We start from the raw sequence: 14503 nt of genomic DNA, 5'->3' as shown, positions 1-14503 counted from the left end.
GGCTGAGCGGAGCGAAGTCAGGGAGGCGGCGGGGACTAGGATTCATAGATAGCCTCCTGTCGAAAGTAGCCCCAAAGAATGCCTTCCCACTCAGACGACTCCTGGGAACTGGCGATTCAGACACCCGCCATTAACGACCGCTCCTTGGCGGCCGGCCTTGCCTATGCCATGGGAAGCCGGGTCAGCAGCATCACTTTCGACTCGGCCACAGGTTTGATGATGGGCAAGGTCCGGGGCAGTGGCCCATCAGCGTATTCGACGTCGGCCAAACTGGTCCGCAAGCCCGGCGGCTGGAGCTGCACCGTGGGAGTGTGCAGCTGTCCCGTCCGCAAAGACTGCAAACACGTGGCCGCCCTTCTCTTCGCTGCCGAGGACCATCCTGCCGTGCGGGCTCAGTTGCTCAGCGCCCCGGCGTTCGGCCAGACTGCCCAGGCCGGTGGAACCGTGCAGCGGCCTGCGTGGGAACAGGCCCTCAGCAAGCTCATCGCCACTCCGGGAAACGCCCCACAAGGCCAAGGCCTCCCCTTGGCGCTGGCGTTCGAAGTGGAAGAGCCGGCCCCGCATTTCTCCTACACAGGCCGGCGCGATCCCCTCCGAAGCGTGCGCCAGCTCAAAGCCCGCCCGGTGATGATGGGAGCCAAAGGCAAGTGGATCCGCGGCGACGTCTCCTGGACCAACCTGAACTACCTCAGCTACAAGCGCGAATTCAACGAAGCCCACATCGACTGGATGCAGAACTTCCTCGCCGCGCATTCCACCACCGACTACCGGCAGCTCACGTCCAGCATGTGGATGTTGCTCAATGAATTCGCTGGCAAGAACCTGTGGAGCCTGCTGGCCGAAGCCGCGAAAGTGGGGGTCGCGCTCATCCACTCCGGCGGGACTGAACCTGTCCGCATTGCTGGGGAGCCCGCCGTCGTCGGGCTTGACCTGAGCCGACTGGAAAGCGGCCGGGCCGACGACGGACTGCAGCTGGCGCCGTCGGTGACCTTGGGCGGGGACGCCCTTGATCCGGTCACCTTGGGCTTGATCGGCCGCCCGGCGCATGGCCTATTTTTCACGGGCCCTGGCGAGGGGTACCTGCCCGGCGTTTCGGCGCCGGAGAACCTCATCACGTTGGCCCCGCTGGAGGGTGGCGAGTCGCAGGAACTCCTGGACTTCGTCATGGGCGCGTCCCGGCTCCAGATCCCGGCCCAGGACGAGGAACGATTCCTCACGGCGTTCTATCCGAAACTCAAGCAATCCACCCGGGTCACGGCGGCGGACCATTCCGTGGAGTTGCCTGTCCTCGCCGTGCCCACGCTGTCCCTGCTGGCAAACTACGGCGCCGACCACCGGGTGCGGCTGCACTGGGAGTGGCACTACAAGGCCGGCAAGCTCGTGACGGCCCAGCCCCTCTGGCGGCACCCGGACGATCACGGCTACCGCGACGACGCCGAGGAAGCGCGGATCCTGGAGATCCTGGGCCGGCCTTGGGACACGGTTGGCGCGCTGGGCGAATCCTCGAGCGGCGGATGGGGAGCCCCGCGGCTGGCGGCCTCGGTGGCGCTGGACGGGCTGGACACGCTGGCCTTCACCGAGGAGGTACTGCCCCGGCTCCGGGAACTGCCCGACGTCGTCGTGGACACCTCAGGCGAGATCGCCGACTACCGCGAAGCCACCGAGGCCCCCGTTGTCTCCATTTCGACCAAGGCGACGGACAGCCGCGACTGGTTCGATCTCGGCATCGTCATCACGCTCGAGGGCGAACCGGTGTCCTTCGCCGCAGTGTTTTCCGCCCTCGCCGCGGGCCAGAGCCGCATGCTCCTACCAAGCGGCGCCTACTTCTCGCTTGACCTGCCCGAGCTGCACCAACTCCGTGCTCTCATCGACGAGGCCAGGTCTTTGCAGGACAACCCGGACCGGCACGGCCCCCTGCAGATCAGCCGCTTCCAGGCCGGGCTCTGGGATGAGCTCGCGCAACTAGGGATTGTCGACGAGCAAGCGGCCGCATGGCGCGAGGCCGTGGGCGGATTGCTCGACGACGGCGTGACCGGGCTACCGCTGCCGGGCTCGCTTGACGCTGAGCTCCGTCCGTACCAGCTGGAGGGCTTCAACTGGCTGAGTTTCCTGTACCGGCACAGCTTGGGGGGAGTCCTGGCCGACGACATGGGCCTCGGCAAGACCGTGCAGGCGATCGCCTTGATGTGCGCGGCGAAGGAGGAGGCCGCAACTGCTTCCGGTGGCAGCGTCGCGGACTTCGGCGAGGCGGGTTCGGGTGGCGCCCCCTTCTTAGTGGTCGCACCCACCAGCGTGGTAGGCAACTGGGCCGCCGAAGTGCAGCGATTCGCGCCCGAGCTGAGCATGAAGACCATCGGAGAAACCTTCGCCAAGAGCGGCACGGATCCGCAAGAAGCCATGGCCGGGACCGACGTCGTCATCACCTCCTACGCGCTGTTCCGGATCGACTACGAGGCCTATGCCGCCAAGGCATGGGCCGGGCTGATGCTCGACGAAGCCCAGTTCGTGAAGAACCACCAGTCCAAGGCCTACCAGTGCGCCCGGAAACTCCCGGCATCCTTCAAACTGGCCATCACGGGAACACCGCTCGAGAACAACCTCATGGAATTCTGGGCGCTGACCTCCATCGTGGCGCCGGGGCTGTTCTCCAGCCCGCGCCGCTTCGCGGAGTACTACCAGAAGCCGGTCGAAAAGAACGGCGACAAAGCCCAACTCGCCAAGCTCCGCCGTCGGGTCCGTCCGCTCATGATGCGCCGCACCAAAGAGCAGGTCATCAAGGACCTGCCGCCCAAGCAGGAGCAAGTGCTGGAAGTGGTCCTCAACCCGCGGCACCAAAAGGTGTACCAGACCCACTTGCAGCGTGAGCGGCAAAAGATCCTTGGGCTCATTGACGACGTCAACAAGAACCGCTTCACGATCTTCCAGTCACTCACCCTGCTCCGGCAGTTGAGCCTGGACGTTTCCTTGGTGGATGAGTCTCTGTCCGCTGTACGCTCGTCCAAGCTGGACGTGCTGTTCGAGCAGCTTGAGGACATCGTCGCCGAAGGGCACAGGGCGCTCATTTTCAGCCAGTTCACGGGATTCCTGGGCAAGGTCCGCCAGCGTCTTGAGGAAGAGGGTACCGAGTTCTGCTATCTCGACGGCAGCACCCGGAACCGGGCCGACGTCGTCAGCGAATTCAAGAACGGCGCGGCGCCCGTGTTCCTCATTTCCTTGAAAGCCGGAGGGTTCGGACTGAACCTGACTGAGGCCGACTACGTATTCCTGCTGGATCCATGGTGGAACCCGGCATCTGAGGCACAAGCCGTGGACCGCACCCACAGGATCGGGCAGGCCAGGAACGTGATGGTCTACCGCCTGGTGGCAAAGGACACCATCGAGGAAAAGGTCATGGCGCTCAAGGCCAAGAAGTCGCAGCTGTTCGCCGATGTCATGGAGGGCGATGCCCTGGCCGGCGGTGCCCTGACGGCGGAAGACCTGGCGGGGCTGTTCGCGGAGTAGGGTCCGCGCCGAGAAATGACCACCAAGATCGCTGCTATTCACTTTTTTGCCATAAAATGTGAATAACGAGCCACTAATTCACAGTTTTCAGGAGGCTACATGGCTACTTGGCCCGCGCACGGAAGCAAGATTGTGCCATGGAAGTCATCCGGACGACCGCCCCGCGAGGATCGGGAGTTCACAGAGGTAGAGGTGTCGCTGCCGCCGCTCATAGCGGATCTCTGGTTCGAGCCAGGACGTGAAACCATCGTGGCGCTCGAAGAGGCTGCAGTTGCCATCGCATCTTTGGATGTAACAGCCGGCACCCGCATGACGGCCGTCAGCGGATTTCTCCTTCGCAGCGAGGCGGTTTCTTCATCCAAGATCGAGCACGTCGACGCCAACCGAAATGACTACGCACGCGCCATGATCGGGCTGAAGGCAACGGACCAGGCTAACTCGATGGTGGCTGCCGCTGAAGCCGTCCAGAGCATGATCAACGATGCCGGCACCACAGGTGAGGTCAGGCTGGAGGCCATACTTGCCGCGCACAAAACGCTCATGAAGGACGACCCCATGGACGGTAGGCATGCCGGTTCGTACCGCGACGTTCAGAACTGGATCGGCGGAAGCGATTACTCACCTCGAGGGGCCATTCATGTGCCACCGCCCGCAGGGCTCGTCCCCGGATTCATGGACGATCTCATGGCGTTCTGCGCCCGGCGAGACGTCCCCATCATGGCGCAAGCCGCTCTTGCGCACGCACATTTCGAATCCATCCACCCGTTCACCGACGGCAATGGTCGTATTGGCCGGGCGCTGATCGGAGCCATCTCCCGTCGGCGGGGGCTGACCAAAAACACCGTAATACCAATCGCTTCGGCCATGGTTGCGGACGTGGAGAGCTACTTTTCCTTGCTCAACAATTACCGCAATGGCGACGCAGATCCGTTCGTGCTGTACTTGGCCAAATCCTCACTCCGCGCAGCGAAAGCGGCCCGTGAGTCAGTGGCGTCCCTCGACGCCCTCCCGGCCGCATGGATGGAGGCAGCCCGGCCCCGAAAGGGCTCCGCAGACGAGAAGATCATTCCTTGGCTCTTGGAGCGGCCAGTGTTCGAAGCACACAGCGCCGCATACATCGCAGGCATCGAAGAGCGATCCATCTACAGGGTCCTGGACAGGCTGACCAACGCCGGAATTCTGACGCAGATCACCCAGTCTCAACGGAATCGTGCATGGGCAGCGACCGAAGTCTTGGACGAAGTGGACAGGCTTAACCGTCGCCTGGCTGGACGCGACGTCTGAGTCCTTGGGCGCGCAGGTAAACAAGCCCACCTCCTTCGGCATATCAAGTTCCGAACGGCCGTCACTTGATGTATACAATTGAACGCGGCCAGAGCACTACGACGTCCCCGAAAGGGGACCCGTGGAGGGCAACGAAGCGCCGCCGGTGATGCAGGCAAGCATCGACAGAACTGTGGAATGGGATCGGGGCTCAGAAACGTGATGGACATGCCCACTCCTCCGGTGCGCCACCAGCAGCTGATCGTCACCATCTACGGGCTCTACGGCCGCAGTTCAGGCGATGCCCTCCCGGTTTCCGTACTGATTTCCATGCTGGGCGACCTCGGCTACGATGCGCCGGGAGTCCGATCCTCAGTCTCGCGGCTGAAGGCCAAGGGTGTGCTCAAAAGTGTCCGCCAGGACGGCGTCGCCAAATACGAACTGTCCGACACCGTTCTGGACGTCTTCCGCGAGGGCGACCGGAGGATCTTCGCCGCCGAGCGCTCCCCCCAGTTGGAATCCTGGATCCTCGCGGTGTTCTCCGTCCCCGAGTCAATGCGGAACCGCCGGCACCAACTGCGTTCCGAGCTGTCCGGGCTCGGTTTTGGATCCGTGGCATCGGGGGTATGGATAGCGCCGGCCCAAGTCCTTGACCAAGCGCGGGATCGGCTTGCTTCGCGGGGTCTCATCCAGTTTGTGGACTTCTTCCGCGGCGACTACCTGTTTGAGGGCCCCATGCGGCCGAAGGTGGCCGAATGGTGGGATCTGAAGGCCATCGATGAGCAATTCGCCGAGTTCTTGGACCTCTACGAAGGGGCCGGAGATCTTTGGGCCGGGCTGGTAGGAGATGATCCCGAGGCCGTCCTGGCCAACTCGACGGCCCAGCTACGCCGGGATGCTTTCCGCTACTACATTCCCATGCTGACCCTGTGGCGGCGCTTCCCGTACCGGGACCCGAACCTGCCGATGGAATACCTCCCGAAGGACTGGCGCGGCCCGGCGGTTCGCGAGACCTTCCAGGCGGTTCATCGTCTTGCTGCGCCCCTCGCGGCAGCCTATGCGCACGAGCTCATCCACGGCAGCGTCGATCTGGTGGCGCCTTAGCCCCTAGCGCGCGAGTCCAAGGAGCACGGGAGGACCGGCCGCAATGCGGCCGGTCCTCCCCACGCCCAAGGGGTGCGCGCCACTACCCTAGGAGGGCGCTGCCCCATTCAAATTCCGGTCGCGTCGGAGCCGGACCCGACGACGGCGGACCCGGCGGAGGTGGCTTTGTCACCGGTTGCGGAACCGGCGGCGTCGGACTCTGCGGTTCCCGAAGGGGCACCTTGGCGGCCCCTCTTCAAGACGAAGTAGAGGACGACGATGCAAATGGCGAACGGGACACCGAAGATCAATGTCATCCGGAAGGCCTCGACGAAGAGCGTCGTGAGCATGATGGCAACCATGAGGACGGCTCCGCCCCAGGACGCCGCCGGGTAGGGCCGAAGCTTGTATGACAGGGCTGTCCCGTCACGCTTCACTGAGCGTCGGAATGCCAAGTGGGTTACGAAGATCATGAGCCACGTGGCCATGGCCCCGAACATCGACAACGCCATCATGAAGGTGAAGCCCGACTCCGGGTTCATCGCGTAGACGCAGGCCGCGACCGCGATTCCACCTGTGCAGAGGATCAGCGCGTTGACCGGGGATCCGTTCTTGTGGAGCCGTCCGAACACGGCGGGCGCCTGCCCTGCCCGGGACAGGCTGAACATCATGCGGGTGGAGATGTAGAGCTGCGAATTCATCGCTGAAAGAGCAGCCACAATCACCACGACGTTGATGACAGAGTCTGCGAACGGAATGCCGATGACCTGCATGACGGTGACGAAGGGGCTGTTTCCGGCGAGGATCTGGCTGACGGGCGCAATGGCCAGGATCAGCGCCAAGGTCAGGATGTAGAAGAGAAAAAGACGGAATACCGTGACCTTGAATGCCTTCTTGACCGCCGTTCCCGGATCCTTCGCCTCACCCGCAGCAATCGCGATCATCTCCACCGAGAGGTAGCTGAAGATCGCGACGATCACGGCCACCCACATGCCGGACACCCCGTTGGGGAAGAACCCGCCCTCGGCAGTGTAGTTGTGGATGCCGTAGCCGGACTCCCCCTTTCCGAAGACCAGAACGGCGGCAAGCAGGATGAATCCCAGGATGGCGAACACCTTGATGCTGGAGAACCAATACTCAAGGGTGCCGAAGGCCTTGACGTTGAACATGTTGACGGCGATGAGAACCCCGGCAAACAACAGGATCCAAACCAGCGGGGGAAGTCCGGGGAACCACAGCTTCATGTAGTCCCCGATCGCGAGGACCTCAGTGCCCACGGCCAGCACGACGCAGGACCAGTAGAGGTACTTCACCAGGAATCCCGCGAGGGGCGAAATGTAGTGCTCCGCGAAAGCCCCGAAGGATCCCGTGGTCGAATGCGCCACGGTCATCTCAGCCAGCGCGCCCATCAGCATCACGGCGATCAGGCCCCCGATTGCATAGCTCAGCAAGACGCTGGGCCCGGCGAAGGATATTGCGAACTTGCTTCCGAGGAAGAGCCCGGTGCCGATCGCGCCGCCCAGCGCGATCATGGTCAATTGGGGACTGGTGAGTTCGCGTTTGAGTCCGCGCTCGCGGTTCTTAATCAGGTCGAAGCTTTGTGACATCGTTGTCTCCTTTGCTCGAAACTTTCTTGAATGTTGCGCCTCGTGGCTAGCGCTCCGGAATGACGGCGATGCCTTGGATCTCGATGAGGGCTTCCTTCTGCCAAAGCCGCGTGACGCCGATTCCAGCCATGGCGGGATACTCGGATCCGGCCATTTCGCGCCAGATTCGTCCGATCTCGCGGCCGTTGGCCATGTAGTCGTCCACGTCGGTGAGGTAAATGGTCACGCTGACCAGGTCCTCGGGCGATCCGCCAGCCTCGCGCAGGGTGGTCAGCACATTGGAAAAAGCCTGTGTGAACTGTTCGACGATCCCGCCAGGAACGATGTTCATGTCCTTGTCCAAGGCCGTCTGGCCGCCCAGGAACAAGGTGTTTCCGGCGAGCATTCCGTGAGCAAAGCCTGACGGCTTCGGGAGCGACCCGGGATTGACGGTCTTGTGGCTCATGTTGTTCCTCCTCGTGATGGCGGCTGCGGCATGTTCGAAAAACCCTGTGCAGATCATTCCCCGCCGTGCTACATTGAGCATATGTGACGATCGTAAAAAAGTCGACACATCGAGGAGAATGTAGGAATTGCCCGGAAACGAAGGGACATAAACCATGAAGCTGGCCACCTTGCGGACAGCCGACGGGGGCACGACGGCGGCGCTCGCCACGGGCGGGAACAGTTACGTTCGGCTGCCGGCCAACGACGTCGGAGCCCTCCTTGCAGTCCGGGACTGGCGCTCGCTCGTTGAAGCCGCCCTTGTTGTAGCCTCCGGATCGGAAGCCGTTTCTGCACCTGCCAGCGAGCTGGCACCTCTGCTTCCGCGGGCCGGGAAGGTCATCTGCTGCGGGCTGAACTACGGAGACCACATCCAGGAGATGGGCCGCGAGTTGCCTCAATACCCCACGCTTTTCGCGAAGTATGCGGACACCCTCACCGGGCCGGCTGACACCATCGATGTCCACGGCAGCGCGAAGGTCGACTGGGAAGCCGAGCTGGCCGTCGTCGTCGGCTCCGAGCTGTTCCGCGCGGACGAAGACGAAGCGCGGAAAGCCATCGCGGGATACACGGTGGCCAACGATATTTCCATGCGCGATTGGCAGAACCGGACGCTCCAGTGGTTCCAAGGCAAGGCGTTCGACGGAACCACCCCCGTGGGGCCGGTCATGGTGACCGCGGACGGGATCGACGGCGATTTCGAGGTCCGCGGTTATGTCAACGGCGAGCTAGTGCAGTCCGGGAACACCAGCACCTTGGTGTTCGGCCCCGCGCGCCTGCTCTCCTACATTTCCCAGTTCACCATCCTGCGTCCAGGAGACCTGGTCCTCACCGGGACCCCGGGCGGAGTAGGCATGGGCATGACTCCCCCACGGTTCCTGAACGACGGCGACATCCTCACCACCGAGATCATTGGCATCGGCCGCTTGGAAAACACCATCCGGATCCACACAGCCGACTCATCCAAGACGACAACCGCATCCACAAGCACTTCCAAGGAGTGAGCATCATGAGCGACACCACCACCGAGTACCGTACCGAAGGCGACAACTCCATTTACGCCCAGCCCGACGGCAAAGTGGTTCCCGTCGTCACGCGCGCCGGCGAAGAGGACACCAACACGGCCCAGTCCGGCGACTGCGTCCGCGTCTCCGGCGTCAGCATCCAGCACACGCCGGCCACCAAGATCTGGTTCGGGCAGGTCTCCAACGTCCCCGGCTACCGCTCCCTGCCGCACCACCACGGCGAAGCGGAAACCGGCGGCTACGTGCTCCGCGGCCATGGACGCATCTACTTCGGCGAGAACTACTCAGAGTTCCTGGACATGAAGACCGGGGACTGGGTGTTCGTCCCGCCGTTCATGCCTCACGTCGAGGCGAACATGTCCGTCACCGAGGAACTCGTGTGGTTGACCGCGCGCACTCCGGAGAACCTGGTGGTCAACCTTGAGGACGTTGCAGACGAGACCCTCGCCGGCTTCCGCAGGGCCTGATGGACATGTCCACTGGGATCCTGACGTCGGAGACGTTCCTCAAAGCCATCGAGCTGACGGCCGTCCCGGCCCAGATCCACGACGAAGCCTACGAAGCCATCTCGCAGTACGTTCCATGGCCCAAAGCCTACGGTGGAGACATGGTGGCCCAGGCCGCGGCGGCGATGATGCGCTCGGTCGACGACGACCGTTCGCTGCATTCCATGCACAGCTACTTCATGCGCCCCGTGGAGATCGGGGCCACGGTCCGCTACGAGGTTGAACGCCTCCGCGACGGTCGCGGCTACTCGACCCGCAGCGTCCGCGGATACCAGAACGGCAAGACCGTGTACGCGGCGATGGGTTCCTTCCAGGTGCCCGAAGACGGCCCGGAATTCCAGCCCGAGGCGCCATCCGCCGTCGAACCCGAATCCCTCCGCAGCGCCGCCGAGGTGCTGCAGGGCGTCGAGGGACCCGCTGCCGAGTACTGGTCCTCGAAGCGCAGTTTCGACATGCGACACATTCCCGGGCCGGTATATCTGCAGGTGGAAGGCGAATCCGTGCCGCATCAGGCCATCTGGGTGAAAGCCTTCGAACAGCTGCCCGACGCCGGTGACGAACATGCCACCGCCGATCTGCACCGGGCGGCACTGGCTTACGTCTGCGACTACACCATCCTTGAGCCGCTGCTCCGGGTGAACGGACTCCACTGGTCCAGCCACGGACTCGCCACCGCTAGCCTGGACCACTCCATGTGGTTCCACCGGGACGGCCGCGCCGACGACTGGGTCTTGTACGCCCAGGAGGCCGTGTCCGGACAAAGCAACAGGGGGCTGGCCACGGGCCGCTTCTTCGACAGGCAAGGACGCCTGCTGGCAACGGTGGCCCAAGAAGGCATGATCCGCGCCGGCTCCTGAACCCTTACGACTTATCCGCCCTATTACTGAAAGGAGTGGCCATGACAATGTTGAGATCAGCCCACGTGGACACCTTCACCCGCGACCATCTGCCACCGGCCGGCACGTGGCCGACCCTCGAATTCACCCTGCCGGAACTCCAGTACCCGGCGACGCTCAACGCAGCAGCGGTGCTCATTGACGACGCCGTCGCAACCCTTGGCGCCGAGCGGGCCGCCCTGCGAACCCCCGACGGCGCGGTCTGGACCTACGGTGAACTGCAGCAACGCGCCAACCAGGTAGCCCAGGTCCTCACCGAGGACTTCGGCGTGGTGCCCGGCAACCGCGTCATGTTGCGCGGGCCGAACAATCCCTGGATCGTCGCGGCCTGGCTTGGCGTGCTCAAAGCCGGGGCCGTCGTTGTCACCACCATGCCGACGCTGCGTTTCAGCGAGGTCGGCACGCTTATCAACCTCACGCGTCCCACCGTGGCCATCTCGGACCACAGGTTCATGGACGAACTGCTCGCGGCGGCAGGAGAGGACACCGTTGTCCTCTCCTACGGATCCGACGACGCCGGCGACCTCACGTCCCGCGCCGCCGCCAAGAGCGGCGAGTTCACGGCCGTGCCCACCTCGGCCGACGACGTCGCGCTGCTCGGCCCGACGTCGGGCACCACGGGCACGCCCAAGATCACCATGCATTTCCACCGGGACATCCTCGCGAACGCTGACACGTTCGCCCGCCACATTCTGCAGCCAACCTCCGACGACGTGTTTGCCGGTTCCCCGCCGCTCGCGTTCACCTTCGGCCTCGGCGGGCTGGTGGTCTTCCCGCTGCGGTTCGGCGCATCCTCGTTGTTGACCGAACGGGCCACCCCCGTGGAACTTGCCGAAAGTGCTGCCGCCGCCGGGGCCACCATCCTCTTCACCGCACCCACCGCCTACCGCGCCATCCTCAAGGAAGGCCGCGGATCGTTGCTCCGCGGGCTGCGTGTGGCTGTCTCGGCGGGCGAACACTTGCCCAAAGAAACGTGGGAGGCAGTCCGGCAGGCCACGGGCCTCCGGCTCGTCAACGGCATCGGAGCCACCGAACTCTTGCACGTTTTCATTTCCGCGTCCGGGGACGACATCCGGCCCGGAACCACAGGCCGGGCCGTTCCCGGGTACAGGGCAGCCATCCTCGACGACGAGGGCCTGGAACTAGGACCCGGGCAGATTGGCCGGCTCGCCGTCATCGGCCCCACCGGATGCCGCTACCTGGACGACCCACGGCAATCGAACTATGTGGTCAATGGCTGGAACGTCACCGGCGATACCTTCACGAAGGACGAGGACGGGTACTTCACCTATCAGGCCCGGTCGGACAACATGATCGTCTCCTCCGGCTACAACATCGGTGCCCCCGAGGTGGAAACCGCCATCGACCTGCACCCGGACGTGGTGGAGAACGCCGTTATCGGCCGGCCCGACGAGGCCCGCGGCAGCGTTGTCTGCGCGTTCATCGTCCTGCGCGAAGGCGTCAAAGGCGATGACGCGAAGCGCAAGGAAATCCAAGACTTCGTCAAACGGATGATCGCCCCCTACAAGTACCCGCGGGACATCCGGTTCGTTGACGAACTTCCCCGCAACCCCAGCGGCAAGCTGCAGCACTTCAAGCTGCGTGACCGCATCAACAACGACCCTGAACAGCTTGCCGGCGCAGGCATGGGCCAGGCCTGAGAAGGAGCAAAAGCATGAAAATCGCAATCGTAGGCGGCGGCCCCGGCGGCCTGTACTTCGCGGCCCTGATGAGGCAACTCGACCCGTCGCACAAGATCACCCTCTGGGAACGCAACGCCGCCAGCGACACTTTCGGTTTCGGCGTCGTATTTTCCGATGAGACGCTCGGCGGCATTGGCAACGCCGACGCCGTCGTGGCCGAGTACATGAGCCGGCGCTTCGCACGCTGGTCCGACATCGACATCCACTTCGGCGGCGAAACGATGACGGTGGGCGGCCAAGGCTTTGCGGCCATGAGCCGCAAGGAACTGCTGGAACTGCTTCAGCGCCGGTGCGCCGAACTCGGCGTCGACCTGCGTTTCCAGACCGTCGCACCGCCCGTTGAGGAGCTTGAGGCCGGCTATGACCTGGTCCTCGCAGCGGACGGCATCAACTCCCAGATCCGCGCCAAATACGCGGACTCCTTCTCTCCGAGCCTGGACCTGCGGCCCAACAAGTTCATGTGGCTGGGCACGGACCAGGTTTTCGAGGCCTTCAAGTTCTTCGTCAAGGAGACCGAATGGGGGGTCATGCAGATCCACGGCTACCCCTACTCCGACGAAGGGTCCACGTTCATTGTCGAAATGCACGAGGACGTGTGGCGCGCTGCCGGGTTCGACGAGACCGCGTCCGACGTCTTCCCGCCGGGCGTGTCAGACGAGAAGGCGATCAGCAAGATCCGTTCCATCTTCGCCGAGGAACTCGATGGCTTTGAGGTCCTGTCCAACAACTCCAAGTGGCTCAACTTCACCACCGTGCGCAATCAAAGCTGGCGCCACGGCAACGTTGTGCTGCTAGGCGACGCTGCCCACACCGCACACTTCTCCATCGGATCCGGAACAAAACTGGCCATGGAGGACTCCCTGGCACTCGCCGCATGCCTGCACGAGCACCCGGATGTGGAATCTGCTTTGTCCGCCTATGAAACCGAGCGGCGTCCGGTTGTGGCCTCCACCCAGCGCGCTGCCCAGGCTTCACTGGAATGGTTCGAGCGGATCGCCCAATACAAGGAGCAGGATCCGACGCAGTTCGCTTTCAACCTCCTCACGCGCAGCCGCCGCATCACACAGGAGAACCTGCGCCTGCGCGACCCGGAATTCGCCGACACGGTGGACCGCAACTTCGCCCAATCCCAAGGACTGGCAGAGCCCGCCCCGGCCATGTTCCAGCCGTTCCGGATCGGCGGACTGGAACTGAAGAACCGCATTGTGGTCTCCCCTATGGACATGTACTCCGCAGTGGATGGCGTCCCGGGCGACTTCCACAAAGTCCACCTCGGCTCCAAGGCACTTGGCGGCGCCGGACTGGTGATGACCGAAATGGTGTGTGTTTCCGAGACCGGGCGGATCACCCCCGGCTGCACCGGCCTGTACACGGACGGCCAACGCGACAGCTGGAAGGAAATCGTGGACTTCGTCCATGGCAACTCAACGGCGAAGATCGGTGCGCAACTTGGACACTCCGGCCGCAAAGGCTCCACCCGGCTGATGTGGGAAGGCATCGACGAGCCGCTCGCGTCCGGCAACTGGGACGTCGTCGGACCATCAGCTTTGCCTTATGGTCCCGGCAACCAGACGCCGCAGGAGCTCGACCGTGCAGGCATGGCCGCCATCACGGCGCAATTCGTGGATGCTGCCCGTCGGGCGGATGAAGCAGGTTTCGACCTTCTGGAGCTCCACGCCGCGCACGGCTACCTGCTTTCCTCGTTCCTTTCGCCGGTGTCCAACCGCCGCACGGACGAATACGGTGGCAGCCTGGAGAACCGCCTGCGGTTTCCCCTGGAGGTGTTCGACGCCGTCCGCGCGGCTTGGCCCGCCAGCAAGCCAGTGACGGTACGCATCTCCGCGACAGACTGGATCGAAGGGGGCAACGACTCGGATGATTCACTCGACATCGCTCGGGCATTCGTGGCCCACGGCGCAGCGGGCATCGATGTCTCCACCGGCCAGGTCACCAAGGAAGAACAACCGACGTTCGGCCGCAGCTACCAAACCCCTTTCGCGGACCGCATCCGGCAGGAAGTCGCCGCACCGGCGGGAGCCGCCGTCATCGCTGTCGGCGCCATCTCCAGCTACGACGACGTCAATTCCATCCTCCTTGCAGGACGGGCAGACCTCGTGGCGCTTGGCCGGACGCACCTGTTCGACCCCCAGTGGACGCTCCACGCCGCGGCCGAGCAGGAATACCAGGGCCCGGGAGCGCAATGGGTGCCGCAGTTCCGTGCGGGCCGACGCAAACCGCCGAGCTCCCGCACGGATGCCGTGAGGCCCAGGCTTTCGCTCTTGAAAGAGCCCGAGTCCGACGCCGACAACACGCACCTGCGCTGGACCCCGAGCTCAGTCTCCGCGCCCGCACTGGCCAACTAGGCTCTACCGCCTGGAGTCCCCGCGCTGAGCCCAGCAGCCCCGTGCTGCTGGCTACCCTGTCGCAGGCCTAGAG

The 14503-nt window shown here is 63.9% G+C and carries 10 protein-coding genes; 8 read left to right on the top strand and 2 right to left on the bottom strand.

The genetic code is table 11. The annotated features are described in order from the left end of the window. The first annotated feature begins 78 nt into the window (after nt 1–78). The 3 genes from AC3ANQ_RS02210 (at nt 79) to AC3ANQ_RS02200 (ending at nt 5868) form a co-directional block, all read left to right on the top strand. On the top strand, nt 79–3501 hold the full coding sequence (locus tag AC3ANQ_RS02210) for a DEAD/DEAH box helicase (RefSeq protein WP_488303602.1): 3423 nt from the start codon (nt 79–81) through the stop codon (nt 3499–3501). A gap of 99 nt (nt 3502–3600) precedes the next feature. After that, nucleotides 3601–4785: a Fic family protein gene (locus AC3ANQ_RS02205; RefSeq protein ID WP_488303601.1), complete on the top strand. Its 1185-nt coding sequence runs from the start codon at nt 3601–3603 to the stop codon at nt 4783–4785. A 207-nt stretch (nt 4786–4992) separates the two neighbouring features. Further along, complete coding sequence (locus AC3ANQ_RS02200; RefSeq protein WP_488303600.1) at nt 4993–5868, top strand: PaaX family transcriptional regulator; 876 nt, start codon at nt 4993–4995, stop codon at nt 5866–5868. A gap of 107 nt (nt 5869–5975) precedes the next feature. On the opposite strand, the gene AC3ANQ_RS02195 is transcribed toward AC3ANQ_RS02200, so the two are convergent. Continuing rightward, on the bottom strand, nt 5976–7454 hold the full coding sequence (locus AC3ANQ_RS02195; RefSeq protein ID WP_488303599.1) for an amino acid permease: 1479 nt from the start codon (nt 7452–7454) through the stop codon (nt 5976–5978). Between the two features lie 46 nt (nt 7455–7500). After that, nucleotides 7501–7899: a RidA family protein gene (locus AC3ANQ_RS02190; protein ID WP_488303598.1), complete on the bottom strand. Its 399-nt coding sequence runs from the start codon at nt 7897–7899 to the stop codon at nt 7501–7503. A 154-nt stretch (nt 7900–8053) separates the two neighbouring features. Between AC3ANQ_RS02190 and AC3ANQ_RS02185 the strand changes: the two genes are divergently transcribed. The 5 genes from AC3ANQ_RS02185 to AC3ANQ_RS02165 are packed head-to-tail and all read left to right on the top strand — an operon-like array spanning nt 8054 to nt 14430. Next, complete coding sequence (locus AC3ANQ_RS02185; protein WP_488303597.1) at nt 8054–8941, top strand: fumarylacetoacetate hydrolase family protein; 888 nt, start codon at nt 8054–8056, stop codon at nt 8939–8941. A 5-nt stretch (nt 8942–8946) separates the two neighbouring features. After that, entirely contained in the window at nt 8947–9429 is a 483-nt protein-coding gene (locus tag AC3ANQ_RS02180; RefSeq protein ID WP_488303596.1) for a cupin domain-containing protein, read from the top strand. 5 nt (nt 9430–9434) lie between these two features. Beyond that, complete coding sequence (locus AC3ANQ_RS02175; RefSeq protein ID WP_488305241.1) at nt 9435–10325, top strand: acyl-CoA thioesterase; 891 nt, start codon at nt 9435–9437, stop codon at nt 10323–10325. A gap of 41 nt (nt 10326–10366) precedes the next feature. Further along, nucleotides 10367–12025, top strand: a complete 1659-nt coding sequence (locus tag AC3ANQ_RS02170) for an AMP-binding protein (RefSeq protein ID WP_488303595.1) — start codon at nt 10367–10369, stop codon at nt 12023–12025. A gap of 14 nt (nt 12026–12039) precedes the next feature. After that, nucleotides 12040–14430, top strand: a complete 2391-nt coding sequence (locus tag AC3ANQ_RS02165) for a bifunctional salicylyl-CoA 5-hydroxylase/oxidoreductase (protein ID WP_488303594.1) — start codon at nt 12040–12042, stop codon at nt 14428–14430. The last annotated feature ends 73 nt before the right edge of the window (nt 14431–14503 follow it).

The sequence above is a fragment of the Arthrobacter sp. DMZ02-1R genome (genome assembly GCF_057747935.1).
The sequence above is the reverse complement of the archived record's forward strand: the minus strand, read 5'-3'. Positions and strand labels throughout refer to the sequence as shown.

What these genes read in the sequence shown, in the direction of transcription:
- AC3ANQ_RS02210 (WP_488303602.1), top strand. Translation starts at nt 79, where the DNA reads ATGCCTTCCCACTCAGACGACTCCTGGGAACTGGCGATTCAGACACCC.
- AC3ANQ_RS02205 (WP_488303601.1), top strand. Translation starts at nt 3,601, where the DNA reads ATGGCTACTTGGCCCGCGCACGGAAGCAAGATTGTGCCATGGAAGTCA.
- AC3ANQ_RS02200 (WP_488303600.1), top strand. Translation starts at nt 4,993, where the DNA reads ATGCCCACTCCTCCGGTGCGCCACCAGCAGCTGATCGTCACCATCTAC.
- AC3ANQ_RS02195 (WP_488303599.1), bottom strand. Translation starts at nt 7,454, where the DNA reads ATGTCACAAAGCTTCGACCTGATTAAGAACCGCGAGCGCGGACTCAAA.
- AC3ANQ_RS02190 (WP_488303598.1), bottom strand. Translation starts at nt 7,899, where the DNA reads ATGAGCCACAAGACCGTCAATCCCGGGTCGCTCCCGAAGCCGTCAGGC.
- AC3ANQ_RS02185 (WP_488303597.1), top strand. Translation starts at nt 8,054, where the DNA reads ATGAAGCTGGCCACCTTGCGGACAGCCGACGGGGGCACGACGGCGGCG.
- AC3ANQ_RS02180 (WP_488303596.1), top strand. Translation starts at nt 8,947, where the DNA reads ATGAGCGACACCACCACCGAGTACCGTACCGAAGGCGACAACTCCATT.
- AC3ANQ_RS02175 (WP_488305241.1), top strand. Translation starts at nt 9,435, where the DNA reads ATGTCCACTGGGATCCTGACGTCGGAGACGTTCCTCAAAGCCATCGAG.
- AC3ANQ_RS02170 (WP_488303595.1), top strand. Translation starts at nt 10,367, where the DNA reads ATGACAATGTTGAGATCAGCCCACGTGGACACCTTCACCCGCGACCAT.
- AC3ANQ_RS02165 (WP_488303594.1), top strand. Translation starts at nt 12,040, where the DNA reads ATGAAAATCGCAATCGTAGGCGGCGGCCCCGGCGGCCTGTACTTCGCG.